Source organism: Hymenobacter sublimis (assembly GCF_023101345.1).
Lineage (GTDB): Bacteria > Bacteroidota > Bacteroidia > Cytophagales > Hymenobacteraceae > Hymenobacter > Hymenobacter sublimis.
The window spans coordinates 1,419,798-1,444,865 of sequence record NZ_CP095848.1 but is presented as its reverse complement, the minus strand read 5'-3'; the positions used below and the strand labels follow the sequence as shown (position 1 = coordinate 1,444,865).

23 protein-coding genes are annotated in these 25,068 nt (G+C 58.7%); 9 read left to right on the top strand and 14 right to left on the bottom strand.

Translation table 11 applies throughout. From position 1 onward, the window contains the following. Nucleotides 1–12: 12 nt before the first annotated feature. From MWH26_RS06090 to MWH26_RS06080, 3 genes are all read right to left on the bottom strand, one after another. Nucleotides 13–1,413 (bottom strand): HlyD family secretion protein, encoded by a 1,401-nt coding sequence (locus MWH26_RS06090; RefSeq protein WP_247976491.1) that lies wholly within the window; start codon nt 1,411–1,413, stop codon nt 13–15. A gap of 144 nt (nt 1,414–1,557) precedes the next feature. Then, nucleotides 1,558–3,285 (bottom strand): peptidase domain-containing ABC transporter, encoded by a 1,728-nt coding sequence (locus MWH26_RS06085; RefSeq protein WP_247976490.1) that lies wholly within the window; start codon nt 3,283–3,285, stop codon nt 1,558–1,560. Nucleotides 3,286–3,349: 64 nt separating this feature from the next. Further along, nucleotides 3,350–4,018 carry a TetR/AcrR family transcriptional regulator gene (locus MWH26_RS06080; RefSeq protein WP_247976489.1) on the bottom strand — a complete coding sequence of 223 codons (669 nt, stop codon included), beginning with the start codon at nt 4,016–4,018 and terminating at the stop codon, nt 3,350–3,352. Between the two features lie 328 nt (nt 4,019–4,346). On the opposite strand from MWH26_RS06080, the gene MWH26_RS06075 reads away from it, so the two are divergent. From MWH26_RS06075 to MWH26_RS06055, 5 genes are all read left to right on the top strand, one after another. After that, a complete protein-coding gene (locus tag MWH26_RS06075) occupies nt 4,347–6,338 on the top strand; it encodes an ABC transporter substrate-binding protein (RefSeq protein ID WP_247976488.1) in 1,992 nt (663 codons plus the stop codon). A 105-nt stretch (nt 6,339–6,443) separates the two neighbouring features. Then, nucleotides 6,444–7,772, top strand: coding sequence for a glutamate-1-semialdehyde 2,1-aminomutase (hemL, locus tag MWH26_RS06070; protein ID WP_247976487.1), 1,329 nt, complete (start codon nt 6,444–6,446; stop codon nt 7,770–7,772). Nucleotides 7,773–8,057: 285 nt separating this feature from the next. Further along, on the top strand, nt 8,058–8,930 hold the full coding sequence (locus MWH26_RS06065) for a hypothetical protein (protein WP_247976486.1): 873 nt from the start codon (nt 8,058–8,060) through the stop codon (nt 8,928–8,930). 64 nt (nt 8,931–8,994) lie between these two features. Then, complete coding sequence (dcd, locus tag MWH26_RS06060) at nt 8,995–9,531, top strand: dCTP deaminase (RefSeq protein WP_244695747.1); 537 nt, start codon at nt 8,995–8,997, stop codon at nt 9,529–9,531. A gap of 250 nt (nt 9,532–9,781) precedes the next feature. Further along, nucleotides 9,782–10,303: a DUF4890 domain-containing protein gene (locus tag MWH26_RS06055; RefSeq protein WP_244695746.1), complete on the top strand. Its 522-nt coding sequence runs from the start codon at nt 9,782–9,784 to the stop codon at nt 10,301–10,303. Between the two features lie 70 nt (nt 10,304–10,373). Here the strand turns inward: MWH26_RS06055 and gldC are convergent, their stop codons facing one another. Both gldC and dnaN read right to left on the bottom strand, forming a co-directional pair. Then, nucleotides 10,374–10,712 carry a gliding motility protein GldC gene (gldC, locus tag MWH26_RS06050; RefSeq protein ID WP_188557445.1) on the bottom strand — a complete coding sequence of 113 codons (339 nt, stop codon included), beginning with the start codon at nt 10,710–10,712 and terminating at the stop codon, nt 10,374–10,376. Between the two features lie 206 nt (nt 10,713–10,918). After that, complete coding sequence (gene dnaN, locus MWH26_RS06045; protein WP_188557444.1) at nt 10,919–12,043, bottom strand: DNA polymerase III subunit beta; 1,125 nt, start codon at nt 12,041–12,043, stop codon at nt 10,919–10,921. A gap of 295 nt (nt 12,044–12,338) precedes the next feature. Here dnaN and MWH26_RS06040 point away from each other — a divergent pair, with 295 nt between their 5' ends. Beyond that, entirely contained in the window at nt 12,339–12,767 is a 429-nt protein-coding gene (locus MWH26_RS06040) for a BLUF domain-containing protein (RefSeq protein WP_247976485.1), read from the top strand. Between the two features lie 53 nt (nt 12,768–12,820). Here the strand turns inward: MWH26_RS06040 and MWH26_RS06035 are convergent, their stop codons facing one another. From MWH26_RS06035 to MWH26_RS06000, 8 genes are all read right to left on the bottom strand, one after another. Then, nucleotides 12,821–14,533, bottom strand: coding sequence for a sensor histidine kinase (locus tag MWH26_RS06035; RefSeq protein ID WP_247976484.1), 1,713 nt, complete (start codon nt 14,531–14,533; stop codon nt 12,821–12,823). Beyond that, nucleotides 14,526–14,855 carry a circadian clock KaiB family protein gene (locus MWH26_RS06030; protein WP_244695741.1) on the bottom strand — a complete coding sequence of 110 codons (330 nt, stop codon included), beginning with the start codon at nt 14,853–14,855 and terminating at the stop codon, nt 14,526–14,528. Before MWH26_RS06030 ends, MWH26_RS06035 begins: the two co-directional genes overlap by 8 nt. Nucleotides 14,856–14,865: 10 nt before the next feature. Then, on the bottom strand, nt 14,866–15,180 hold the full coding sequence (locus MWH26_RS06025; protein ID WP_244695740.1) for a circadian clock KaiB family protein: 315 nt from the start codon (nt 15,178–15,180) through the stop codon (nt 14,866–14,868). 37 nt (nt 15,181–15,217) lie between these two features. Next, a complete protein-coding gene (gene kaiC / locus MWH26_RS06020) occupies nt 15,218–16,915 on the bottom strand; it encodes a circadian clock protein KaiC (protein ID WP_247976483.1) in 1,698 nt (565 codons plus the stop codon). 311 nt (nt 16,916–17,226) lie between these two features. Beyond that, nucleotides 17,227–18,954 (bottom strand): gliding motility-associated ABC transporter substrate-binding protein GldG, encoded by a 1,728-nt coding sequence (gene gldG, locus MWH26_RS06015; protein ID WP_247976482.1) that lies wholly within the window; start codon nt 18,952–18,954, stop codon nt 17,227–17,229. Between the two features lie 112 nt (nt 18,955–19,066). Then, entirely contained in the window at nt 19,067–19,792 is a 726-nt protein-coding gene (gene gldF / locus MWH26_RS06010; protein WP_247976481.1) for a gliding motility-associated ABC transporter permease subunit GldF, read from the bottom strand. A 37-nt stretch (nt 19,793–19,829) separates the two neighbouring features. Beyond that, nucleotides 19,830–20,735 (bottom strand): gliding motility-associated ABC transporter ATP-binding subunit GldA, encoded by a 906-nt coding sequence (gene gldA / locus MWH26_RS06005; protein WP_247976480.1) that lies wholly within the window; start codon nt 20,733–20,735, stop codon nt 19,830–19,832. Nucleotides 20,736–20,938: 203 nt separating this feature from the next. Next, a complete protein-coding gene (locus MWH26_RS06000) occupies nt 20,939–21,631 on the bottom strand; it encodes an SDR family oxidoreductase (RefSeq protein WP_247976479.1) in 693 nt (230 codons plus the stop codon). Between the two features lie 12 nt (nt 21,632–21,643). On the opposite strand from MWH26_RS06000, the gene MWH26_RS05995 reads away from it, so the two are divergent. Beyond that, complete coding sequence (locus MWH26_RS05995) at nt 21,644–22,423, top strand: GIN domain-containing protein (protein WP_247976478.1); 780 nt, start codon at nt 21,644–21,646, stop codon at nt 22,421–22,423. Nucleotides 22,424–22,445: 22 nt separating this feature from the next. Here the strand turns inward: MWH26_RS05995 and MWH26_RS05990 are convergent, their stop codons facing one another. Beyond that, entirely contained in the window at nt 22,446–23,156 is a 711-nt protein-coding gene (locus MWH26_RS05990; protein ID WP_247976477.1) for an SDR family oxidoreductase, read from the bottom strand. A 103-nt stretch (nt 23,157–23,259) separates the two neighbouring features. On the opposite strand from MWH26_RS05990, the gene MWH26_RS05985 reads away from it, so the two are divergent. Next, nucleotides 23,260–23,991: an MlaE family ABC transporter permease gene (locus MWH26_RS05985; protein WP_247976476.1), complete on the top strand. Its 732-nt coding sequence runs from the start codon at nt 23,260–23,262 to the stop codon at nt 23,989–23,991. 72 nt (nt 23,992–24,063) lie between these two features. Continuing rightward, nucleotides 24,064–24,873: an ABC transporter ATP-binding protein gene (locus MWH26_RS05980; RefSeq protein WP_244695732.1), complete on the top strand. Its 810-nt coding sequence runs from the start codon at nt 24,064–24,066 to the stop codon at nt 24,871–24,873. The last annotated feature ends 195 nt before the right edge of the window (nt 24,874–25,068 follow it).

Here is a 25,068-nt window from a genome sequence, read left to right as displayed (position 1 = left end):
CTAACTTCTGGCTCATTTCGCTTCCTCCTCTCCCCCGGTGTCGGCGGCTTTATCAGCTTTCTTGGCCTCTTTGCCACCCTTGCCGGCATCGGCGGGCGAGCCCACAAAGTTGGGCGGGAAGCCGTTGAGCTGGCGCCAGAGCTCGTACCAAATGGGTACATCATCGAGCAGGGCCCAGCCGTACACCCCGGAACCTACCCGTAGGGGCTTGGGCCAGGCTTCCAGCTCAGGGTCCGGCGTCACCAGGATGCGGTACTGGCCTTGGGAGTCAATGTTGTCGATAACGGCCACGCGGCCCCCGAAGGTACCGAAGCTGGTACCCGGCCAGCCGCTGAACACCAGGGCCGGCCAGCCATCAAACTGCAGGCGCACCTTGCGGCCCACCCGCAGCAGCGGAATATCCATGGGCTTCACGTAGAGCTCGGCGGCCAGGGCCGGGGCATCGGGCATCACGCTCACAATGGGCTCCCCTTCCTTTACAATGTCGCCGAGGCCGGTTTTCAAGGCCCGCACCACGTAGCCATCCTGGGGAGCCGTAATGCGGTAGAAGCCCGAACGGATGCTCAAGTTGGCTAGCTCATTGCGCATTTTGGCAATCTGCCCCTCCGAGTCGAACTGGTAGGCCACGGCCGAGCGCCGGTCGGACTCCGATTTGGCCAGCTTATCCTGGTACTCGGCCTGCAACGAGGACAGCTCCAGTTGAGCATTGATTAGCTCCTGGCGGGAGGCGCCCAGCTTGTTTTCTACAGCCTGGCGCTTGGCGGTGCTTTCCTGAAACTTGAGGCGACGCTGCTCTAGCTCCGTGAGACTCTTCAGGCCTTGCTTATAAAGCTCTTCCTGGCGCTGCAGCTGCTGGCGGGCAATGTCGAAGTCGTTGTTGGCGGCGCGCAGCTCGGCCTCGTCGGAGTTTACCTTCAGGCGGGTCTGGGTTACTTTGTTGCGGGCTTTGTCGAGGCTCACGCTCAGGCCACTCCGCAGGGCATCCTGCTGGCTGCCGAGGGCGGCGGTTTTGCCCCGGTTTTCTTCCAGAGCCGAAATTTTAGCCTCCAGTTGCTCGCGGGTGCGCTGTATCAGCTCGGGGTCGAAGTACTTGTCTTTGATTTCGGCAATATCCACCAGGGTGTCGCCCTTTTTCACGCGCTGGCCTTCGCGCACCCGCCACCGCTCAATGCGGCCGGCAATGGTGCTGGGCACGGTTTGGGGGCGGTCCTGGGGGCGCAGGGTAGTAAGTTGGCCGTAGGAGCGAATATTCTGGGTCCAGGGCAGAAAGCCGGCCAGCAGCACAATTAGGCCCAGGCCACCCAGCCACCGGGCCACCGTGCGGCCGGTACCTGGCGTCTGGACTCGCCCAAACGAGTGAAAACGCGCCGTGAGCGGGTTGGTTTCTTCCAACGGATGTTCAGCAAAAGGCACAGGTCAGGGAATTAGTAGTTGATAAGGAAGGATGAACGATGAGCTATTTCAAGGAGCCAAAGGCTAAGTCAGGTAGGGCACCGTGAAGTTCACTAACCACCCGGCTAGCCACTTACTTAGGCCTTGCTCTGGCTTGCTCATCGGCTACAGTAGCTCTTGTACTTCGGGCCTGGCGGCTACGGTGGCAAAGGGGCCATCGGCTAGCAGGTGGCCGTCGCGGAGCAGGGCGAGGCGGGGGCACAGTTCCAGCACCCGCCGGTCGTTGCTGGCAATGAGCACCGTCCAGGCGTGCGTGGAGTCCAGCAGCTGGCGCAGTATGCGCAGGCGCTCCACGGGCTCCACGCCGGGCAGGAAATTATCCAGCAGCAGCAGGCGGGGCCGGCGCACCAGGGCGCGGGCCAGCAGCAGCTTCTGGCGCACACTATCCGAAAGCGGCGTGCCAATGCCCAGGGGCGTGTTCAGGCCCAGGGGGCGGGCGTAGATGTTGTCGCGCAGGCCCACCAGTTCCAGCACCCAGGCCACGTCGTCGGAGCTAATATGGGGCTGGTCGAGGGTCAGGTTCTGGAGTAGGGTACCTTCAAACAAGTTCTGGTGGGCAATGTTGTCGCCGACGTGGCGGCCCAGGGACTCGCTGGAAATGTCCTGCAGGGCCAGTCCGTCGTAGGCCACTACCCCCGTATAGTCATTCAGCAGCCCCGCCATAATGCGCAGCAGAGTGGTTTTGCCCGAGCCATCGAAGCCAGCCAGGCCCAGGTGCTCACCGGCAGCCAGGGTCAGCGACACGTTCTGCACGGGGTGTTTGGTGCTGCCGGGGTAGTGGTAGCCCAAGTGGCGCACTTCTACCCGCAGCCCCGCGTGCACGGCCGGCAGGGGCAACTCCACGCCGGTACGCTGGGGTAGCACCGGCAGGTCCAGCACGTGCCCAATCTTGTCGAGGGAAGTCAGGGCGTCGTAGACCACATCCAGCTTGAGCAGCACTTTCTCCACGGCCGAAATGGTGAGGATAATCACAATTTCAGCGGCCACAAACTGACCGATGTTGATCTGTTTGGTGATTAGCAGCCAGCAGCCAATAATTAGCAAGGCGGCCGTAATCAGGGTTTTGAAGGCCACAAAGCCCCAGAACTGGGTTAGCAGCACCCGGAAGTGGCTTTGGCGGGCCGTGAGGTAGCCGCCCACCAGGTCGTCGGTACGGGTAACGGCCATTTCCTGGCGGGGCGAGTGGCGGAAGGTGTGAACCGTGCGGGCTACGTCCTCGAGCCAGGCTACTACCCGGTACTTAAACTTCGATTCTACCAAGCTGGTCTTTAACCCTTTGGGCCCAGTAAACCGGATCATTAGGGCCAGCAGCAGCACCAGCAGCAATCCAAAGGCAATGAAAATGGGATGGTAAAAGGACAGCAAAATCAGGCCGAACAGGATTTGCAGGGCCGCGGCCGAAAACTCCACTAGCAGCGTAGAGAGGCCCTTTTGCAGGGTAGGCGTATCGAGCAGGCGGTTCATCAGCTCCGGTAGGTATTGCCCGTCCAGAGCCTCGGTGCGTACCCGGGGCAAGCGCACGGCAAAATCAAAGCTGACGCGGGCAAACAGCCGCTGCTGAATAAACTCCACTAGGTACAGCTGCATTACCTGCAAGGCGCCCACCAGAAACGTGCCCACCACAATAAACCCAATGAGCACCACCAACGACGTACTCACGTCGCCGCTGCTCACAAACCCAATCACGGACTGCACGCCCAGGGGTAGGGTCAGGCTGATGAGGCCGGCCAGGGCGGCGTACACATATAAGTAGGTAATGTCGCGCCGTTCGGCGACCAGCAGGCGGAATAGCCGCTGGCCGGGGGTAAGAGAAGATGAGGGAAGATCGGCCATGAAGGAGGAAAAAGGAAATGGCTACGGATTGTCAGGAAAAAGGTTTGTGGGGCCCAGTGGCGGCTTAGTATGCCTGCAGGGCCCCGAACGCCAGGCCTTCGAGAAAGGCATAGCGGTCCGTGTCGGCGGCAGAATCAGTAAGGGAAGGCAGGTGCTGGGCAAAAAAGAGCTGCTTGCGGGCCGCTTCCAGCAGGGTGCTTACAAGGGCGTGGGGGAAGGGGTAGCAGGGCTTCAGTTCCTGCACTACCGCGGCCATGTCGGCGGCTAGGCGCTTATACTCCCGAAACAGGCCGGCCTGGTTGTCCTGGTCTACCTCACGGGTGAGGTAGGCCTTGGAGGCTTCGTGCACCACAATGCGGTAGAGGGCAGCCTCATCCAGGTCAGAGGTAGCGGGGTCATCGTGGTGGGCCCGGGTCAGAATGCTTAGCATGAGCCGCAGCCGCTGGGCCGCGTCGGGCACGTTGTGGGTGTGGTAGCGAATCTGGTAGCGCACCCAGGCCCAATACCACGACACCAGGTAGCCCAGCAGGCGGTGCTTGTTTTCGAAGTAGCGGTACAAGGAAGCCTCCGTGGACTCCATGCGCTGGGCCAGCTTGCGGAAAGTGAAGTGTTCCAGCCCCAGCTCATCAATGAGCCGGATGCTTTCCGTTAGCAGGCGGCGACCCAGCTCCGTTTCCTGCGGGTCGCGCAGGTAGAGCTTGTTGTTAAGGGTAATGCGTAGCTGCGGGTTCATTTGAAAAGTAAAGAGCTAAGCCAGAGCAGTACTACCTATCATGCATGATAGGTTTACTTTCAGGCCTGGCAACAATGTAAGGTGCCAAAACCAGTCGGTGACAGTACACTCCGCCGGCCCTGCAAAGGTAGAGCACGGGGCCATGGCCCAGCTTAAGAAGGGATTAAATGCAACTTAAGTTCGCATTAAAAATGCCCCAATGAGCAGTGCTGACGCCGCTTAGGCGTTCGGCAACTCTTCCCCGGTGTATCTGCGTACCTTTGCCCGGCGAGTCGCAGGGTTGCGGCCTCGTGCTTCCTCCCGCCTATCTGATCTGGCTCCTCGGTTTATGAGGTCTTACTCTCTCCTGTTTGCTGCCGTGCTCTGCGGCAGCCTTACGTTGTCGGAATCTACCTGGGCCCAGCAGGCCCCGGCCAAGAAACCAACTACCCCAGCCGGTAAGGCCACCACCCCGGCCACTTCGCGCCCAACTACGGTGCGCCCGGCTGCTACGGGCGCCGTCACGCCCGGCGCCCGTCCGGCCCCGAAGACGACTACGACAACGCCAGCTCCTGCCGCGGGCAAACCAGCTACCTCTAGCGCCCCTAAGGCCAGCCCCACCACGAAACCGGCTACCTCCGCGGCCACGCCCAAACCAGCCGTTACCGCGGCTCCGAAGCCCACGGGCCCGCCCCTGCCGGCCAACATGAACTCCAGCGACCCGGCCACTCGCTACAAAAACGGCAAAACGCTGCTCGACCAGACCCGCTACGAGTTGGCCATGCAAGAGCTGTTGCCCGTCACGGCGCCCGGCAGCAAGTTTCAGCGGGCCCCGGAAGCGGCCTACCTCTACGCCGTGGCTGCTAGTCGGGCTAAGAAGTGGGCCGAAGCTGAGCAGATGCTCAACCTACTGCGCACGGAATACTCGCAGTGGCCCAACCTGCCCGAGGCCTTCTTTCTGCAGGGGCAGGTGTCTTTTGAGCAGGGCGACTTCGAGAATGGCCTGCGGGTGCTCAGCCAGCTCCCCCCCGACCGCCTGGCTACGGAGCGGGAAAACATGAAGGCCGCTTATTTGCCCCGCGTCAAGGACAAAGCCACCTTCCAGAACCTGCTCAAGGCCTACCCCCAGGATGCCACCCTGGCCCGCGCCTACGCCGACAAGCTGGCCAATGGCGGCTGGTACACCGAAGCCGACAAGCCCCAGCTCGACCAGCTCATCACCCAGTTTGCCCTCGACAGGACCCGCTACACGCCCCGCCCCCGGGCTCAGAAGAAGAGCACCTACAACATTGGGGTGCTGCTACCCTTCGAGTTTGATGACCCGAGCTGGGAAACCCGCCGCAAAAACCAATTCGTAACGGACCTGTACGCCGGCATGCGCCTAGCCCAGGACTCCTTGCAGCGTGAGGGGCACCCCGTGCAGCTGTTTGCCTACGACACCGGCGCCGATACTCTGCAGCTTAAGCAGGTGCTGGCTCTACCGGAGCTAGCCGGCATGGACATGCTGATCGGGCCGGTGTACAAATCGGGCAGCAAGATTCTGGCCCGCTACGCCCAGCAGAAGCAGATTGTGGTGGTCAATCCCCTTTCCCAAGACGGCGACTTGGTGCTGGACAACCCCTGGCACTACCTCTTCGAGCCCAGCACAGCCACTCAGGCCCGGCAGGCCGCCCAATTTGCCTTTGCCCGCCTGGGTGGCCCCCGCACGGCCGTGGTGCTCTACGAGGACAGCAAGGACGAAGCTGCCTTTGGGCAGGCTTACAAACAGGCCTACGAGGCCCTAGGCGGGCGCGTGCTGCAGCTGCGCCGCATCAACTCCGATGTGGAAGAGTCCCTGGCCGCGGGCTTTGCTGGTGTTGATTTAAAGACCATCGGCCACTTGGTGGTAGCTTCCGATGGCAAAAAAGCTGGCCCCTACACCCTCGGGGCCCTTAAGGCCCAGGATGCCCGCACCCCGCTCATTACCTACGCTTCCTGGCTCGACAACAACCGCATTGGCCTGGGCCAACTCGACGCCCGCGACGTGTACTTTGTGCACCCTAAGTTCGTGGACCGTACCGGCTACGGCGTGCGGCGGGTGCGCCAGCTTTACACCCAGCGCCAGAACCTGCCGCCTTCGGTATTTGCTTTGTCGGGCTTTGAGCTGCTGTACTACTTCGCTAGCCAGCTCCACCAGCACGGCCCCGCGTTTCAGCAGCCCCTGGCCAATGGTGGTCCGGTTTCCGGAGCCGTTTTTCAGGGCATCGGCTACCCCGGTGGCAGCCACGATAACCAGTACGTGCCCTTAACCAAGCTGGAGCGACTGGAAGTAGAAGTTCTGAACCCAGTGGGCATTCGGTAGGTTATTTACTTGCTGCCGCGCCCGTTTTGTGGCCTGGTTTAACCCAGCTTTGGCTCCCTTTATCACGCCGCGCGAAGCTTCCGGCTTCCGCTACATTTTGCTTTCATGTCGCACGTAACCACTTCCCCAGCTCCCACGCTTCCCCTCACCACCAGTGACGCCCTGTTTACGCGGGCCAAAAACCATATTCCGGGCGGGGTAAACTCGCCGGTACGGGCCTTCCGGGCCGTAGGCGGTCATCCGGTGTTCATGCAGTCGGCCAAAGGCGCTTGGCTGACCGACGTCGATGGCAACCGGTACCTGGACTTCATCAACTCCTGGGGCCCTATGATTCTAGGCCATGCCCCGGACCTGGTACTGAACGCCGTACAGCAGGCCGTGCAGGGTTCCCTGTCGTTTGGCGCGCCCACGCGCCGGGAGGTAGAAATGGCCGAGCTCATCAAGCAGATGGTGCCCAGCATCGAGAAAGTGCGCCTCGTAAACTCGGGCACCGAAGCAACGATGTCGGCTATTCGGGTAGCACGGGGCTTCACTGGACGCGACAAAATCATCAAGTTCGAGGGTTGCTACCATGGCCACGGCGACTCCTTCCTGATTGCAGCCGGTTCGGGTGCCCTCACCCTGGGCGCGCCTGATTCGCCGGGCGTCACCCAGGGCGTGGCCCAGGACACGCTCACGGTGCCTTACAACAACTTAGCCGCCGTGGAGCAGATTATTGCTGCCAACGAGGGCCAAGTAGCCGCCCTAATTCTGGAGCCGGTAGTGGGCAATATGGGCCTGGTGGCTCCGCAGGAAGGCTACCTCCAGGGTCTGCGCGAGCTGTGCACCCAGCACGGCATTGTGCTGATTTTTGATGAGGTGATGACTGGCTTCCGGCTAGCCCGGGGCGGCGCCCAAGAACTCTACGGCATCACCCCCGACCTGACGACCCTAGGCAAAATCATTGGGGGCGGCATGCCGGTAGGCGCGTACGGCGGCCGCCAGGACATCATGGACAATGTGGCCCCGGCTGGTAAGGTGTACCAGGCGGGCACGCTCTCGGGCAACCCCATTGCCACGGCGGCCGGCATTGCCCAGCTCTCCTACCTTAACGAGCACCCCGAGATTTACGACGAGCTCAACCGCATTACCACCCGCATTGCCGACGGCACCCGCCAGATTTGCGCTGAGCTAGGCCTGAACTACACCGTTAACCAGGTCGGCTCCATGTTCAGCGTGTTCTTTACCAGTCAGCCCGTCACTGATCTAGACTCAGCCAAAGCCTCTGATACGGAAGCTTTCGGGCGCTACTTCCGGGCCATGTTGCACCGCGGCATTTACCTGGCTCCGGCCCAGTACGAGGCCCTGTTCGTGAGCACTGCTATTACCGATGAGCTCGTGGACCACTACCTGACCGCCTGCCGCGAATCAATGAAAGAAGCCCACGGGTTGTAAGTGAAGTGGTGCATGAGTGATTGAGTAAGTTGTGTGATAGTAGGTAAAAAGGCACAACGACGCTGTATACCTTCTTCGCGTAACCAACCTGATAATGTAACAAGCCCTTGCTTCCAACGCGGAGGCAGGGGCTTTTGCTTTCAAGGAAGCTCAGCTGGCACGCCCGAGGCACTAGGCCTTGTAGGAATTCCTGGTCATGACAACCACATTTTTGGCCTTTCTGCTGGCTGGCCAGCTTAGCGCAACTGCAAATTCCCGACCTTTGCCGGAAACTACCCTTGCCCTATGCCCCGACTTTGTCAGTTGCTACCGCTGTTTTTGCTGCTGTGGCTCGCTGGGCCGGCCGTGTTGCTGGCACAAACCGAAACCCCTGCGGCGGCCAACAAGCGCCTCTTCGACCGCACCGTGGACGAGCTGAATTTCCGAACCATGGAAACCGTGTACGACAAGTCGTTTGCCCGGGGCAAGTTTCCCGTCTCGCTACGCACGGCCAAGGCCCGTAAGGAGTTCGACAACTTCCCCGGCCGAGATGACCTGAAAAAGCTTTTCCTGAACTACAACGGCGTTTCGGACCGCTTTAAGTCGCGCTTCGGTAAGGGTCGCACCGACCTGGTAGAGTTCGAAAAACAGCTCAACAGCATTCTGGTTGACCGCAACTTTGAGTTCTTTATCCGGGTGCTACCCCGCGACGAACGGGTAGCCTTAATCCGGAGCCTGCAGCGGGCCATAAAGCAAGGTGCCGCGCAGTTTAACGCTTCCCAGGATGCCGCGCCCGAAGAATTGGCCGCCGACGGAGCCGCTGTACCCCCCGCCGACATTGACCCGGCCTCGGCGCCTGCTTCTGCCCCTTCCCCCGATGTGACGGCCGAGGACCCGCAGCCCGAACCCGAAGTGGCCCTGGCTATCCCGGCCGCCGGCTACCCCGCTCCCCGTTCCCTCGACTCAGCCCCGCGCCACGACTGGATGGACTACCTCACGCTGCTGCTCTCGGGCAGCTCTCTGCTGGTGCTGCTTTACTTGGTTACCAGCGTGTTACCCGACCTGCGCAACCGCCTCGACGCCCTCACTGAGGACCAGGAACGCCCAACTCCTCCTGCCCGCCCCCGCCGGCCCGCCCCCTTACCCGAGGACCGCTACGAGGACGAGGAGGATAATTAGAAGTTAAGAATTGGCAGCGGCATCCGACTCCTCAATTCTTGATTCTTCATTTTTACTTGACTTCATGATCCTCACCGACCAGCAGATTCTCGCCGAAATTGAGCGAGGCAACATCGTTATTGAGCCCTACGACCGGGGTTGTTTGGGCACCAACTCCTACGATGTGCACCTGGGCCGCTACCTGGCTACCTACCGCGACACCGTGCTGGATGCCCGCAAACACAACGAAATCGACGTTTTTGAAATTCCGGAGGAGGGCTTTGTGCTTCAGCCCGGCACGCTGTACCTGGGCGTAACCGAGGAGTACACCGAGAGCCACGCCCACGTCCCATTTCTGGAAGGCAAGAGCAGCGTTGGTCGCCTGGGCATCGATATTCACGCTACGGCGGGCAAGGGTGATATTGGGTTCTGCAATACCTGGACCCTGGAAATCAGCGTTTCTATGCCGGTGCGCATATACCATTTGATGCCCGTGGGGCAGCTCATTTACTTTGCCGTGCAGGGCAACGTTGAAACGTTCTATAATCGTAAGGCCAATGCCAAGTACAACGACCGCACAGTGAAGCCCGTGGAGTCGATGATGTGGAAAAACAAGTTTTAGCGTTTCCGACGCGCAAATAGCGCTGCCATTCCAGGCAAAACGGAAAATCTGGGTTTACCGAGTGAGGTCAATCCCAGTTTTCCGTTTTGCCTGGAATGGCAGTTTTTTATGCGCTTTCAGGCGCTAATCCTTATCAGAGTAAACTCCCTGGCACAATTTTTCGTTAAGAAAGGATACAACAGGAGGTTTCGCAACGGATGAAACGTGCTGTTTTATTTGGATCTGACTTGTTCACGATATCTTTTCCCCGATGAAAAAGAAACTTGCTGCCGCGACTGCCCTGGTGCTTGCTTCGCTTGGGGCCACCGCCCAACAGAAGCCTGCCACTCCGGCCCCGCAGGATAAACCAAGCCAAGCTTCCGCCCGTCTTAACCCTATCCAGGCCCACGCCCGCCAGCTCTCAGACCAAATGGCACGTGAGTTGCGCCTGAATGGCTACCAGAAAACCCGTCTGCAAGCCATTAACGAGGACAAGCAGGCAAAAATCGCCGCTATTACCCAGAAGAACGCCGGCAACGACAAGCTCATTAAGCAGCAATGCGACGCCGTATGTAAAGAGCGTGACAAGGAGTTGCAGGCCGTGCTCAGCACCGACCAGTACAGCAGCTACTACGATGCGCGCCCTTCTTACAATCAGTTCAGCATGAATTATGGCAAAGCTGCTAATGCCATCTTTGTCAACTCAGTGCAGAACCCGCTTCCGGCTAGCAGCAACGGCGCTACCATTGGCCCGGCCAAGTCTGCCGCTCCCGCTACCCGCAGCCGTCAGTAAGCTTACTCTATAATTCATAAAGAAATCCCGCCAGATACATCTGGCGGGATTTTTTCGTGCAAGTTAAGTACTAGCGTTGCTTGCGCTCTTCCTCCTCAATGTGGTCCATGAGCTGGCGGCACAGGTCGCGCATCTTGGTAGCCATCACGGAGTCGTTGGTGGCCGTGATGATGCTTTCTGCCATGGCGCCCATCGTATCCACGTAAAAGCGCTTCATTTCGTCCACCGGCATTTCCTTGGTCCAGAGGTCAATCTTCATGGTGCCGCGTTCGTCCCGGTCCCACAGGGCAATGTTGATGGCCTTGGCAAAGTGAATATCGGGGCCTGCATCAGTAGCCGACCAGCTGATGGCCTCGGGGACCTTCTGATCGTCGAGGGCGATGCTGAAGCGAATTTCAGATTTCTTCATATCACGGATTTAAACGGATTATTCGGATTTCGCGGCTTCGTGTGGCCTTCCGTTTCGGGCCGCACGCCGCGTATTTTCCACTAGTGGTGGAGGATACTCACAGACCCAGTTTCACAACTATTAACCTGATCGGTCAAAAGAAAAGACGGACTTCTCGACTCACAGAATGAACCCGTGCTATTCGAAAAATCCGTCTGAATCCGTGCTTAGACGTAGTTGTTCAACATCACCGGCATTACCAGCATCAGGATGCTCTCGTTGTCGTCGGGGGTAGTGGGCATGAGCAGGCCGGCGCGGTTGGGCGTGCTCAGCTCCAGGGTGATTTCCTCGGAGTCGATGTTGCTGAGCATCTCGGTCAGAAACTTGGCGTTGAAACCGATTTCCATGTCCTCACCGTCGTACTGGCAGGCTAGCTTTTCGTTGGCTTCGTTGGAGAAGTCCAGGTCTTCAGCCGACACCGTTAGCTCCGAGCCAGCCAAACGCAGGCGCACCTGGTGGGTGGTTTTGTTGGAGTAAATGCTGATGCGCTTTACCGAGTTCAGGATTTCCTGACGGCTGATGATGAGCTTGTTAGGATTGCTTACCGGAATTACATTTTCGTAATCAGGGTAGCGCTCATCAATCAGGCGGCACACCAGGCGCATCTGGTTGAAGCTGAAGAAAGCATTGGAATTGTTGAACTCCACGCGCACGGTAGTTGCCTCGGAAGGTAGAGCGCCTTTCAGCAAGTTAAAGGCCTTCCGCGGAATGATGATGTTGGCAGTCTGGCCCGCGCCCACGTCGGAGCGGCGGTAGCGCAGCAGGCGGTGGCCGTCGGTAGCCACGAAAGTCACCTGGTTATCGGCCAGCTGCACCAGAATGCCGGTCATCGCGGGGCGCAGCTCGTCGGTGCTAACGGCGAAGATGGTCTTGTTGATAGCCCGCGACAACGACGTGGACGGCATCTCTACCGGCGCCGAACCCTTCACAACCGGTACGCGGGGGAAATCGGTGGCATTTTCGCCGGCCAGCTTGTAGCGGCCGTTTGAGCTGGCAATTTCGATGGTGTAGGTTTCCTCGTCCAGGGTGAAGGTTACGGGCTGGTCGGGCAGGTTTTTGAGCGTGTCCAGCAGAATGCGGGCGGGTGCTGCAATGCGGCCGCTTTCCCGGGCTTCCACGGGTAGCTCCGTCATCATGCTGGTTTCCAGATCAGAGGCCGTAATCGTCAGCTTGCCGTCCTCGATTTCAAAGAGGAAGTTCTCCAGAATCGGCACCACGGGGTTGTTCGTGACTACACCGTTGATGCTCTGCAGCTGCTTGAGCAGGGCGGAAGACGAAACGATAAACTTCATAGTGGGGCGGGGTTCGGTCGTTTTTTAGGAAGAGGACAAAGATAGGGAACGGCAGCGGGTTTGGAAACCGCTTCCCGTATTCCGGTGCACCAGAAAAATCAGGTATTTCAGGCCAGATTTAAGCAATTATTTCTGGCCGCGGCCGCAAAAGTCGCAGGGCATTTTGCACTGGCTGGGCGCTACCATACTGGATATATTCAAGCTCAACTATTGACTAATCCCGGCAAACCAATTAATTAGCCCCTAGTATGTCCTTCCTCCCGTCGTGGTCAGTTTTTCCATGTTTACTCCTGCCTTGTATCATCTTGTTTATCAAAGTGCGGCCACTACTCCCATGCGCGAGGACGAGCTAGCCGTGTTGCTGACCCAGTCCCGGACCTGGAACCAGGCCCACGACCTAACCGGCCTGCTGCTTTACAGCGACGGCAGCATCATGCAGGTTCTGGAAGGTACTGAGGAAGAAGTACGCTACATTTTTCGCCGTATTGAGGTGGACCAGCGGCACTTTGGCGTTACGAAGCTCTCCGACGGCCCGATTCAGGGACGCAATTTTTCGCAGTGGTCCATGGGCTTCCGGACGGTTAATCCGGCGGCATTTCAGCGGCTGGTAGGCTACAATAACCCGGAAAATGGCAGCCATCTTGCCAACTACTCCGAGAACGGCAACGTCTCCCTGCACGACTTGCTCTCGTCCTTCATCACCCAGGACGAAGTGTATCGGTAGGCAGCAGGGTAGCAGCGCTACCGCTCCTGCGCATTAGCGGCAAGCAAAGCGGCTTACTGCTTGAAATACACTGAGAAGGTGGAGCCCACGCCTACCTCACTCTGAACCTCGATGCGGCCGCCCGCATTTTCCATAATTTTCTTGACCATGTACAGGCCAATGCCGCTACCATCCACGTGGTCGTGAAAGCGCTGGAACATGGAAAAGAGCTTCTGGTTGTTTGACTCCTTCAGGCCCAGACCGTTGTCGCGCACTTCCAGCACCTGGTAGCTTCCCTCCTGCCAACTGCGGATGCTTACCTGGGCGAGCCGGTCGGGGGAGCGGTACTTGAAGGCGTTGCTGAGCAGGTTGTACACGATGCTGCGCAGATTTTTTTCCGTAAACGAAATGCGCGGACAGCTACTCACGGCCACTTCCAGCTGGCCGCCGGCCGCGTGCAGCAAGGGCGCCAAGTCCATGCTCACGTCCTGGATTAGAGTAGCCAGCTCAATAATGGCCACGGGCTGGTCATTTTCCTTTTGCAGCTTGGTAACCTCCGTCAGGTGCTCAATGGTGCGCTTGAACCGGTCCACTGAACCCTGCATCATTTGCAGGAGCAACTGCACTTGCGCCTCATTGTGGGGGGTAGTGCTTAGTTCCGGTAACAAGGCGTGCAGCAGCCCCTCAATATTATTAATTGGGTCCTTCAGGTCATGCGAGGCCGTGTAGATGAAGTTATCCAGGTCTACGTTGACGCGGGTGAGCCGCTCGTTGTTTTCCTGCAGCTCCCGCTGAGCCTGATCGATGCGTTCCTGGGCTAGCTTGTGCTCGTGGATGTCGGTGTAGGTGCCAATCCACTGCATGATTTCGCCTTCCTCATTGCGGGAGGGTAAGGCCCGGCCCAGCATCCAGCGGTAGGCACCGTCCCGGCCCTTAATCCGGCATTCCACTTCTAGGGCGTGGCCGGTGTGCAGACTGTTGCGCCACCGGGCCTGGGCCGTGGGCAAATCGGCGGGGTGAATGCGGGACTGAATGGAGCTACCCGTTTCCGGCCCGGTAGTGTGGCCCGTGTAGTAAAACCACTGACGGTTCAGGTAGGTGTTTTGGCCCTGGGAATCAGCCGTCCAGGCTATTTGCGGAATACCCTCTAGCATCCGGCTGGCCTCGGCGGCAGCCCGGGTTATGACATCCTGGGCGGCCTGCTGCTGCCGCAGTTCTTCGTTTTTGCGCGCCAATAGGGCATTCTGCTCCACTACCTGCGCCCGGATATCGGTAATTTCCCGTTGGGCCGATAAGTCGGTAATGATGACGGCCAGCACCGGCAGCTCGTTGAACTCCAGCACGTTCATTGACAGGGAGAAGGGCTGCAGCAGGCCGGATCTGGTTTGCAGAGGCATCTCGCCCTTACTCTTGCCCGCCCACCCCTTCTGAATCAGCGCGGCCCAATACGGCTCAAACTGAAGCGGAACAAAACCCTCAAAAGAGCTACCAATTACTTCCTCCAGGCCCAGCCCGAGCAGGCTGGCTAGGCTGGCATTGCCGTAAAGAATGGTGGCATCCTGGCTGAGCAGCAGGGCGCCTTCGTTCATTTGCTCAATCAGGGTGCGGTAGCTCTGGTCAGCGCTTTGCAGCGTGAAAATGCGTGGCCCGTCGGAACTCTGCACGGCCAGCGCGTCTACGGCACCCGTGCGGATGGCGGTAATCAGCTCCTCGGCTTCCAGCAGTTGCTGCCGCAATTCCTCGTTTTCGCGGGCAAGGGCAGCGTGGCGTTGTGGGTCGTCAGTCATGGGGGCTAGCCGTACCGAACGGCGCCGACAGCCCTAGGGCCAGCAGCACCTTGTCTTTTTCCGAAAGATCTCCAATGAGCCGGCGCGTGGGCAGGGGCATTTTCTTGACTAGGGTCGGGGCAGCTACAATCTGATCCTGCTCGGCCAGCTCCGGCTGTTGGTATATATCAATGATAACCAATTCGTAGCGCCCTTTCAGGTATTGCTCGCAGAGGCCCTTGATGTTCTGAACTGCCCGCGTGGAGTTGGGGGTAGCCCCAGTAATATACAAATGAAGCACGTATTCAGCCGCCGCCTCTTGTCCTAGTTCCTCTAAATCCATCCGGCGCGGGTTACTTACTCTCAACCGCCCGAATATCTAACCCTACCAGCACCCGTTCCTGGTTGGATAAGTCGCCGATAATTTTGCGGATGGGGGCCGGCACTTTGCGCACCAGCGTGGGAATGGCCAGAATCTGGTCGCCGGCAGCTAGCTGCGGGTGCAGTAGTAAGTCAATGACTTCGAGCTTATAACGTCCTTTCAGGTGCTGCTCGCAATACGCTTTCAGGTTAGCCAGGGCCGTAACTGACTTGACGGTCTGACCAGCCACGTACAAACGGAGCTCCCAGGTTTCTTCTTGGGGGGTAATTGGGAGAGGGGTCTCCATACGGGGGGTGCAAATAGGAAAAAGACGTACTGGAGACTTACTCGGTGGAGGCGGTTCCCGCAATTTGCCGGCGGTTATCGGCTAGCTTCTGCTGGCGAACCAGCTCCTCATGGTTAATTTGCCGCAACTCCTCTTCCACTGACTCAAATTCCGTGCGCAAATTGGCAATGGTCGCTTCCAGCACCCGGCGCTTGCGCTCAATTTCTCGGTCTTTGCGCTCCAGCTCCTGCTGGCTAGCCAGGGCTTGGGCCTGCTCCTGCATTTGCTGGGTTAGGCGGCTGGCTCCCGTCACGATGCCCATAGGCCCAATCACAACGTCCAGGAGTTGAACGCCGTGGTCAGTGACTACAAACTCCCGAACCTGGTTGGAGTGCGCCATGCCCCGAGCTTTCAGAATGCTGATGCCCCGGTTTCGCTCCCCTACCCCTTCCAAGTCCCGCACGCTTATCCAGGTGTCAACCAACGAGGAAACGCCTTCCTCCGTCATTTCCTGCTGAATATTACGGCCGTTGATCAGGGAAGTGAACATGGCCGTGATGTTGTTGATTTTCAGGAAGTCAATCAGGCGGGTGAGCATGCTGCGCACTTCCGCAATGTTGCCCACGGTGATTAGGTTGCTGATGGGGTCAATAACCACCGCATCGGGCTTGAACTCTTTAACTAGGCGGTGCAGCGTCACCAAATGCTTTTCCAGCCCGTTCAGGGTAGGGCGCGAGGCTTCCACGTGCAGTAGCCCCTGCTCCATAAAGGTGTTCAAGTTGAGGCCAATGGAGCGCATGTTGCGCACCAGCTGCTGGGGCGACTCCTCGAAGGCGAAGAAGGCGCAGCGCTTGCCGGTGCTACATATGGCATGGGCGAAGGAGGCGGCCAAAGTAGTTTTGGCCGTGCCGGCGGTACCCGTGATGAGCACGCTGCTGCCCTTGTAAAACCCGTGCCGGCCAAACATATCGTCCAGGGCTGGTACGCCCGTGGAAATGATTTCGTTGGAAACTTCGTGGTCGAGCTTCAGGCTGGTTACGGGTAGCACGGAAATACCGTCCTCGGTAATCAGGTAGGGATATTCATTGGTGCCGTGGGTGCTGCCGCGGTATTTCACAATGCGCAGGCGGCGGGTAGTAATCTGCTCAATTACCCGGTTATCCAGCAGAATCACGCAATCTGACACGTATTCCTCCAGGCCCTGCCGGGTCAGGGAGCCTTCGCCCCGCTCGGCGGTAATAATGGTGGTCACGCCCTTGTCCTTAAGCCAGCGAAACAGCCGGCGGATTTCGGAACGGAGCACAGCTTGGTTGGTGAAGCCGGAGAACAGGGCCTCAATGGTATCGAGCACCACGCGCTTGGCCCCGATGGAGTCAATGGCGTAGCCCAAGCGAATGAATAGACCTTCCAGATCATACTCGCCGGTTTCCTCGATTTCTGAGCGGTCGACGTGCACGTGGTCGATGCGCAGTTGCCCCTGGCCCTGGAGGGTTTGCAGGTCAAAGCCCAAGGAGGTGACGTTGGCGGCTAGCTCATCGGCCGTTTCCTCGAAGGCCATGAGCACCCCGGGCTCGTTGAATTGCTGAATACCGCGCACCAAAAACTCCACGCCCATCAGGGTTTTACCGCAGCCGGCGCTGCCGCACACCAGCGTGGGGCGCCCCTGGGGTAAGCCTCCCTCCGTTATCTCATCCAGGCCATCGATGCCCGTGGGCGTTTTGGGCAGCTGTGGCCCCAGAGAAGCGGAGGAAGTCATCAGGTCTTGCATATTCTACTGGCGTATTCAGCAAAGATACCCGAATAGCAGACACTTCCCCGCCGCCCCGCACAATCTGGCCGGCTGTGCTAGCCCGTGTTGCTTGTAGCCTCTGAGTCTGGAGCGCCGAGCTTATGCTTAACCCTACCGGCGCAAGCAGGCTGAAAAGTTGATTCAGAGCACTAGCTGCCACTTTCAGCTCGACTGCTTAGCTATCAGCAGCACCTAGGCCAAGCCCGAAATCATGTTGTCGGCTACCCGTTCATGGGTTCGGCAAGCTGATGCTCGGCCAAGAACTGGAAGCAGAAATGCTAAAACGACGCGTACCGGCGCTTGCGGCGCCAGGCGCGCACTACCCCAAATAAGCCCAGCAAAGCCAGCGGAACCACCAAGTTCAGCAACTGCCAGCGGCGGCGTTCTTCCACTACCCGCAGCTTATCCAGGGGGCGTAGGGTGATTTGCTTGCCGCGTACAGCAATCAGGCCGCTTTCATCCAGCATGTAGTCCACGGCGTTCAGCACTAGCTCCCGGTTGGCAAACTCGGTGTTGGCTAGGCGGTCGAAGCCCAGGCGAAAAGGTCGGCCCGTTTTAGGATCCACCTCATTACGCACGAAGTCGCCATCGGAAATGACCAGCACCTTGGCAGGCTTAGCCAGCGGGGAGGTAGCTGGCTGGTAGCGGGTGGTGCCGGGCTCGGCGCGGTTGGCATACAGGGAGCGGAACTGGCCTTCGAGCAGGTAGCCCACGGGCTTGAACTGCGCCTTGTAGAGCTTGGGGTCGGGCTCCAGGCGGGCGTCATTCAGGTTCACGGGTACCGGCGAGGGTAGCACCCGGGTGTAGCGGGAGGTGAACAGCAAGGGCGTTTTGCGGATGCCCACGGCCTTCACCGTATCAATGCTGCTGACAAATTTGGTGTACACCGCGTCGAGGTTGCGGGTGATGGGGTGCTGGCTGAAGTTGTTAATCAGGGGGTAGAACTGCCAGGGCATGGGTTCCACCTTGGGCTTGTCGCCGAGGGTGCCAGTAACCATGGGGATGACGCCGGAGTTGAGGTCGAGCAGCAGATCGGGGTTTATGCGCACGCCGTACTTGAACAGTAGGTCGTCGAGGCCCAGGGGCTGGGGGAAGGACAGCATACCGCCGCGGTTGGCGCTGTCCAGGTTCACGCGCATGGCATCCACGAAGAACAAGGCACTACCACCCTGGGTCACGAACTGGTCGAGCTTAAACTTTTCCGGCTCGGCATAAGCTCCGGCCGGCTTGGCCACAATCAGGGCGCTGAGCGTACGCAAATCCTGGGGGCGCGACTGAGCTAGGTTCACCCGGAATACGTCGTAGAACTGACTCAGGGAGCCAATCAGGTCGCCAGCTTCCTGGTTCGACAGCTCGCCGTGGCCCTCTACTACCCCAATGCGCTTGCGCGAGCCGGGGTTGAGCTTGCGGATGGCGCTGGCCAGCTCGTATTCCAGCCCTTCTATGCTCTGGTTGAGGCGCACATCGGAGGGGGCGGCTTGGTTACCGCGCAGCAGCAGCACCTGCTGCTCTTTGCCGCCGGCCGCTACCGTGGCCCAGGGAAAAATGATTTTCTCAGTGCGCTTGCCGTTTTCGGTGGCCCCGAGGTTGGTAGGCCGTAATCCTTTTTTGAACAGCGCTTGGTAGTACTCGTTGCGAGCCTTCTCGGTGCCGGCCGCTGAGGGGTCGACGAAGACGTAGTGCAAGTTGGCCCCACCGTACACCTGCATTTCGTTCAGGGTTTCGCGCACGGACTGCTGCAAACGTCGAAACGCGGGCGGAAAGTCACCGTCGAGGTAGACGGTAACGGTGACGGGCTGCTTCAGGCCTGAGAGCAACTGCCGGGTAGCCCCCGACATGGTGTAGCGCTTCTCCTCCGTCAAGTCAAGGCGAAAGAAGAACAGGCCAGCAAGAAAATTTAGTAGCAGCAAGCCCACCAGCGCCAGCGCAAAGCGCGTGAGGTCACGGCGTTTTCGGCTAGCTGTTGGCTGTTGGCTGTTAGTTGTTGGCTGATGTTCTGTGCTCACAGAATGCGGGTTGAAAGTTCTTCTTGTATCAAAAGGCTAGTAGCCAATTGCTATGTCACTCAGTTCTGCCAAAGGCCAACAGCTGAAAGCCATCAGCTTATAGCTAAAAAGCCTACCAGTTCCGGCTTTGGAGTACCAGGCGCGTACCCAGCAGCAGGGCAGCAATCAGGGTAAGAAAATAGAGTAGGTCGCGGGAATCGAGAAGACCCTTGCTGATGTCGCGGTAGTGGGCCGCAATGCCCAGCTGCCCAATGTAGTAGGCCGGCGCTCCATCAAACACCGAAGCCAGCGAGTCGAACCCCGAATACACCAGAAAGCAGCCCACTACGGCCACCAGAAAGGCAATAATCTGGTCGCGGGTAATGGCGCTGGCAAAAATACCGATGGCTGCAAACACCGCTGCCAGCAGCCCCAGGCCCAGGTAGGAGCCCACTGTAGCGGCTGAGTCGATGTTCCCCTGGGGACTACCCAGTTGGTAAACCGAGTAATAATAAAGCAGCGTGGGGAGCAGAGCCAGGAGGGCCAGCAGCAAGCAAGCCAAGTACTTGCCGCCGATAATCTGCCCATCGGTGAGCGGACGGGTGAGCAGCAGCTCCATGGTACCGGCTTTCTTCTCCTCAGCGAAGGTGCGCATGGTAATGGCCGGAATCAGGAACAGGAAAATCCAGGGAGCCATGTTGAAAAGAGTTTGCAAATCGGCAAACCCGTAGTCCAGCACTGAGCTGTCTGGGAACACCCACACAAATAGGCCGGTAGCCACCAGAAACACCCCAATGACCACGTAAGCCACCGGGGAGTTGAGGAAGGAATTAAATTCTTTGCGAAGAACGGAATACATCAGGAGGACAGGTGAATAGTAGATAAGCTACAGCTACTCATTTCGTCAGGGACTGGAAGACCTGCTCCAAGCTCTGCTCCTCTTGCCGCAGCCCCAGCAGCACCCAGCCCTGTTGGGCGGCCAAGCGGGAAATGGCTCCGCGTTGGTCGGAGCCAGCAATTGCGCGAATATGATAGATGTTGCCGGCGGCCTCCACGTGGGTTATGCCGGGCAAGGCGCGCAAGGGGGCCAGGTCAATGGCCTGCTCGAACTCGGCGCGGATGACGGTTTCGCCGGCTACCTTCCCGCCCAGCTCTGACACGGGAGAATCGGCTACCAGTTGGCCGCGGTTGATGATAACGGCGCGGCTGCACAAGGCAGCTACTTCGGGCAGAATGTGAGTAGAGAAGATGACGGTTTTGTCCTGGCCCAGCTCCCGGATCAGGCTGCGGATTTCACCAATTTGGTTGGGGTCGAGGCCGGTGGTGGGCTCGTCGAGGATGAGTACACCCGGATCGTGAATAAGGGCCTGGGCCAGGCCTACGCGCTGGCGGTAACCTTTCGAAAGCGCCCCAATTTGCTTGTTCTGCTCGCGGCCCAACCCTACCCTTTCCACCATCTCTTGCACCCGCTGGCGGCGCTGATTTCCCTTCAGCCCGTGCACCGAGCCGATGAATTCCAGGTACTCGTGCACGTACATGTCCAGGTAAAGTGGGTTGTGCTCGGGCAGGTAGCCCACCCGGCGGCGCACTTCCAGCGGGCTGGTTTGCACATCAAAGCCATCCACGGTTACCGTGCCCAGGGAAGGCGGCAGGTAGCCGGTGGCAATTTTCATGGTCGTGGATTTGCCTGCCCCGTTCGGCCCCAGAAAGCCCAGGATTTCGCCTTTGCCTACCGTGAAGCTGATGTTGTTCACCGCAGCCTGGGCGCCAAAGGTTTTTGTGAGCTGTTGAACTTCTACCATAGGGTTCTATCGAAACCGTGCACACTTGTTTATTCTCAATACCTTGCCAGCAGCGGCAGCAGCGCCCAGGTTACCTGCATAAGCAGCCACAGGGCGACTAACGCCACAAACATTCCCGTTGTTCGGCGCCGGTGGGGTAACGCCTGCCGGCGCTGTTTTATGCAGTACAAGAGCAGCGCCAGCAGTATCAGTAGCGTCATCAATTACTTTGGTTGGGTGGGCCGCATCTGCAGCTCCGAAATCATGACGGTTTGCGGGGCTTCCAGGGCATGCACAATGGCGGCGGCAATGTCTTCGGGTTGCATTTTGTGCGGGTCGGGCTGCTGGCCGGGGGTAGCGCCGTTAAAGTTGGTTTCCACCGAGCCGGGCATTACGCAGGTTACCCGCACACCGGCGGGGCGCACTTCCTTGAACAGGGCATCGGAGAAACCGCGCACGGCGTACTTGGTGGCGCAGTAGCCGGCTAGGTTGGCTGTGCCCGCCGTGCCAGCCAGGGACGCCACATTAATAATATGACCCTCCCGCTGCTTTTTCATCTGGGGTAGGGCGGCCTTGGTGCAGTAAAACAACCCGTGCACGTTGGTATCGAACATGGCGTGCCAGTCATCCGACGAAAACCCGTCAACGGGGCCGAAATTGCCGATGCCGGCGTTGTTAACCAGCACATGAACTTCCTGGCCTAGCTCACGCTGGGTGTTGGTGAAGGCTTCCTGAACCGCTACCTCGTCACGGATGTCGCACTCAAAAAACTGAAACCGCTCGTGGGTCAGGCTTTCTGGCGCGGTGCGGCCCCAGCCAGCTACCACGGCCCCGCGAGCCAGCAACGCTTCGGCCGTCGCCAGCCCAATTCCTTTGCTGACGCCTGTGATAATGGCTACCTTGCCGCGTAGGTCCATAGCAGTAGTTTGATGTTCGGGTTTAAAATACGGCCGCAAGTTAGCGCCCTGCACCGGCTTTTACGCGGGAGTTGCGCCCTAGGTACGGGCCTGCTGCTGCTGACGGCCTGCCAGCCGGAAAACGAAGCCGGCTGTTTCACCAGCACAGGCAACATCACCACGGAGCGCCGCAGCCTCCCTCCTTTCCGGGTGTTGACTACCTACGACAACGTGCGGGTAACGCTCCTGCAGGACACGATAACCTACGCCGAGGTGCGAGCGGGCAAAAACCTGCAGGAAGATATCCGCCTGGAAGTGGAAGGTAACCACCTCACCGTTCGCAACACCAGCCGCTGCAACTGGGTACGTCGCTACAACACGCCCCGCGAAGTAACCCTGCACACCCCGCGCCTCACCGACCTGTTTCTGCGCGGCCAGGCTGATATTCAAACCAGCGGCACCTTCCGGGCCGATACGCTGTATGCCCACCTTATCGGCTCCGGCGACTTTCGCCTGCACCTGACCAGCCGCTACCTGGGCCTGGACCAGTACGAGCTAGGCGACATGTACCTGAGTGGAACCGCCGCGGAGCTGCACCACACCATTGGCGGCAACGGCAGCATGTATGCTTCGGAGTTGGCCACCGGGGACGTGTACTTACAAACCAATTTCAGCAGCAACGGAAATGGTTATTTCAGTCCGCGCCAGCTGCTGGCCGGCACCCACGCGGGCACCGGCACCATCTTTTACCGCGGAACACCTTCAGTAGCAGATTTTCGGGTCAGCGGCAAGGGCAAGCTAGCGCGCGAGTAAGAACCCAGGCTACTCCCGCCACTTACAGGTCGCCGAGTTGGGGCCGGATCAGCAGCTCCTCCACCACAGCCTGGGGCGAGAGAGAGTAGGTAGCAAAAATGGCTTCGGCTACGTCTTCGGCTTTGATGAACCGCTCGGCGGGCAGGTCAACGCCTTCCCAGCTGGCGGTGAGGGTAGCGCCGGGCAGCACGGCCGTCACCCGGATGCCAGAGTCCTTTAGCTCTTCGCGCAAGTTGCGGGTCATGCCCAACAGGGCGTGCTTGGCAATGCCGTAGGAGCCACCATTGGGGTAGGCCGTAAGACTGGCCGTAGAGCAGATAGTGAAGATATGGCCCGCCCGCTGCGCCAGCAGCCCCGGTAGCAAGGCCAGCGTCACATCGTAGGCGCTGAGCAAGTTCACGGCCAGCATCTGACGGAGCTGGGAGCCATCCTGGGGCTCATCTTGCAAGCGGCCCGGAATAAAGGAACCGGTGTTGTTAACCAACACTTCTACTTCGCCCTGGCTGCGCACAAAATCAGTGAAGCGCACGCAGTCTTCCTGCCGGCTTAAATCGGCGGGTAGGGTGTGCAGTACGGCGCCGGGAAGTTGCTCCGCGGCAGCGGCTTGCAGCTCCTGCAAGTCTGTGGTGGAGCGGGCGCAGGTAACCACCGGATAGCCCGCCTGCAGAAAGCGCCACACCAGGGCCCGCCCAATTCCTTTGGTACCACCCGTAACAACGATATTTTTTTGCATTCCTTTGATTCCTGAATTGGTTTTTACGTAAGCAAGGCAGCTCGGCACTCCCCCTCCCTTTCGGATGCCGCAAGTTTCCGCTTTTCTTTTCTTATTCCCTTTTATGGTCAAGTCCTTCGGTGAATTTCTGCTCTTTATTCAGAGCATGCTCACGCGGAAAGAACGGGTAGCCGTATTATGGCAACGCACTATAGACGAGTGTGTTATCATCGGCATCAACTCCATTTTTATCGTCGCCATCGTGTCGGCCTTTATTGGGGCCGTAACCTGCGTGCAGATTGCCTACAACCTGACCAACCCGCTCATTCCTAAAAGCACCATTGGCTACATGGTGCGCGAAATGACGATTCTGGAGCTGGCGCCTACTATTACCAGCATTGTGTTGGCCGGCAAGGTGGGTTCCAGTATTGCTGGCGGCTTGGGCACTATGCGCATCACTGAGCAGGTATCGGCCCTGGAGGTTATGGGCATCAACTCCGCCTCCTACCTGGTGCTGCCGCGCATTCTGGCCTCCATGCTCATGTTCCCGCTGCTCGTGATTCTGGCCATGGCTTTATCCATCATCGGGGGCTATTTGGCAGGGTCTCTGACGGGGGCGTTGTCGGCTCAGGAATATATTGAAGGTATCCGCACCGATTTTATTCCTTACAACATTGTCTTTGCCCTCATTAAGTCGGTTGTATTTGCCTTCTTGGTTTCGGCTATTTCGTCGTTCAAAGGCTTCTACACGCAGGGCGGCGCCTTGGAAGTGGGAGCGGCCAGCACTACGGCCGTTAACAATTCCATCATTGCCATTCTAGTGGCCGATTTTGCCCTGGCTGCCCTCCTTCTATAATGCGCAAGCTGTTAGCTGTTAGCCTGGTTATCAAAAGCGCTAACAGCCATCAGCTGACAGCTTACTACACATATGATTGAAGTTCACAACGTCCAAAAGTCCTTCGAGGGCAACCAGGTACTGAAAGGTATTACCTGCACCTTCGAAACGGGCAAGTGTAACCTGCTGCTAGGAGGTTCCGGCACGGGTAAATCGGTGCTGCTACAGTGCATTGTGGGCCTGATGAAGCCCGACCTGGGCAGCATTACCTTCGACGGCACGGTGTTCACCAACAACAAGGTGGATATTCGGCAGGAAATCCGGAAGAAAATTGGGATGCTCTTTCAGGGCTCGGCCTTGTTTGACTCCATGACGGTGTACGAAAACGTGGAGTTTCCGCTGAAGATGCTCACGCCCGACATGAGCCGCGAAGAGCGCCGCGACCGGGTTGAGTTCTGCCTCAAGCGCGTGGGCCTGGAAAACGCGGGTACCAAAATGCCTTCCGAAATTTCAGGCGGCATGAAAAAGCGCGTGGGCATTGCTCGCGCCATTGCCCCCAACTGCACCTACCTGTTCTGCGACGAACCTAACTCCGGCCTCGACCCGCTCACCAGCATCAAAATCGACGAACTCATCCACGAAATCACCCATGAGTACGGTATTACCACGGTGGTAGTAACCCACGATATGAACTCGGTGGTGGAAATTGGGGACCATATCATCTTCCTCTACAAGGGCCTTAAGCTCTGGGATGGTAACAAAGATGAAATCCTGAACGCCCAGGTGCCTGAATTGAAAGAGTTTATCTTCAGCAGCAGTCTGGTGCGAGCCGCTAAAAAGGTAGATGATGAAACTGAAGGTGGCCTGGCCGCCGCTACCACCGACGAGGCTATTAATATTTAGTAGATAAAGCAGTCCGTGAGAAAATGCCTTCATGGCGAGGCATCCTTGCTCTCTTTGTGACCAGCCTGATAACCAGACAAGCCCTTACTTCCGCACTGGAGGTAAGGGCTTGTCACATCTAGAAGGGTAGCACGTTGGTCAGGACGGATGGCGTCGGTAGCCTCGCCATGACACCTTACTCACTGAATCACCGGC

Bases quoted from the DNA above. Each gene is read 5' to 3' on its own strand.
- MWH26_RS05980 (WP_244695732.1), top strand. From the start codon at position 24,064: ATGATTGAAGTTCACAACGTCCAAAAGTCCTTCGAGGGCAACCAGGTA.
- MWH26_RS05990 (WP_247976477.1), bottom strand. From the start codon at position 23,156: ATGCAAAAAAATATCGTTGTTACGGGTGGTACCAAAGGAATTGGGCGG.
- kaiC (WP_247976483.1), bottom strand. From the start codon at position 16,915: ATGACTTCCTCCGCTTCTCTGGGGCCACAGCTGCCCAAAACGCCCACG.
- MWH26_RS06025 (WP_244695740.1), bottom strand. From the start codon at position 15,180: ATGGAGACCCCTCTCCCAATTACCCCCCAAGAAGAAACCTGGGAGCTC.
- MWH26_RS06080 (WP_247976489.1), bottom strand. From the start codon at position 4,018: ATGAACCCGCAGCTACGCATTACCCTTAACAACAAGCTCTACCTGCGC.
- gldA (WP_247976480.1), bottom strand. From the start codon at position 20,735: ATGGTAGAAGTTCAACAGCTCACAAAAACCTTTGGCGCCCAGGCTGCG.
- hemL (WP_247976487.1), top strand. From the start codon at position 6,444: ATGTCGCACGTAACCACTTCCCCAGCTCCCACGCTTCCCCTCACCACC.
- dcd (WP_244695747.1), top strand. From the start codon at position 8,995: ATGATCCTCACCGACCAGCAGATTCTCGCCGAAATTGAGCGAGGCAAC.
- MWH26_RS05995 (WP_247976478.1), top strand. From the start codon at position 21,644: ATGTTCGGGTTTAAAATACGGCCGCAAGTTAGCGCCCTGCACCGGCTT.
- MWH26_RS06030 (WP_244695741.1), bottom strand. From the start codon at position 14,855: ATGGATTTAGAGGAACTAGGACAAGAGGCGGCGGCTGAATACGTGCTT.
- MWH26_RS06085 (WP_247976490.1), bottom strand. From the start codon at position 3,285: ATGGCCGATCTTCCCTCATCTTCTCTTACCCCCGGCCAGCGGCTATTC.
- MWH26_RS06035 (WP_247976484.1), bottom strand. From the start codon at position 14,533: ATGACTGACGACCCACAACGCCACGCTGCCCTTGCCCGCGAAAACGAG.
- MWH26_RS06000 (WP_247976479.1), bottom strand. From the start codon at position 21,631: ATGGACCTACGCGGCAAGGTAGCCATTATCACAGGCGTCAGCAAAGGA.
- MWH26_RS05985 (WP_247976476.1), top strand. From the start codon at position 23,260: ATGGTCAAGTCCTTCGGTGAATTTCTGCTCTTTATTCAGAGCATGCTC.
- gldC (WP_188557445.1), bottom strand. From the start codon at position 10,712: ATGAAGAAATCTGAAATTCGCTTCAGCATCGCCCTCGACGATCAGAAG.
- dnaN (WP_188557444.1), bottom strand. From the start codon at position 12,043: ATGAAGTTTATCGTTTCGTCTTCCGCCCTGCTCAAGCAGCTGCAGAGC.
- MWH26_RS06055 (WP_244695746.1), top strand. From the start codon at position 9,782: ATGAAAAAGAAACTTGCTGCCGCGACTGCCCTGGTGCTTGCTTCGCTT.
- gldF (WP_247976481.1), bottom strand. From the start codon at position 19,792: ATGTATTCCGTTCTTCGCAAAGAATTTAATTCCTTCCTCAACTCCCCG.
- MWH26_RS06065 (WP_247976486.1), top strand. From the start codon at position 8,058: ATGCCCCGACTTTGTCAGTTGCTACCGCTGTTTTTGCTGCTGTGGCTC.
- MWH26_RS06075 (WP_247976488.1), top strand. From the start codon at position 4,347: ATGAGGTCTTACTCTCTCCTGTTTGCTGCCGTGCTCTGCGGCAGCCTT.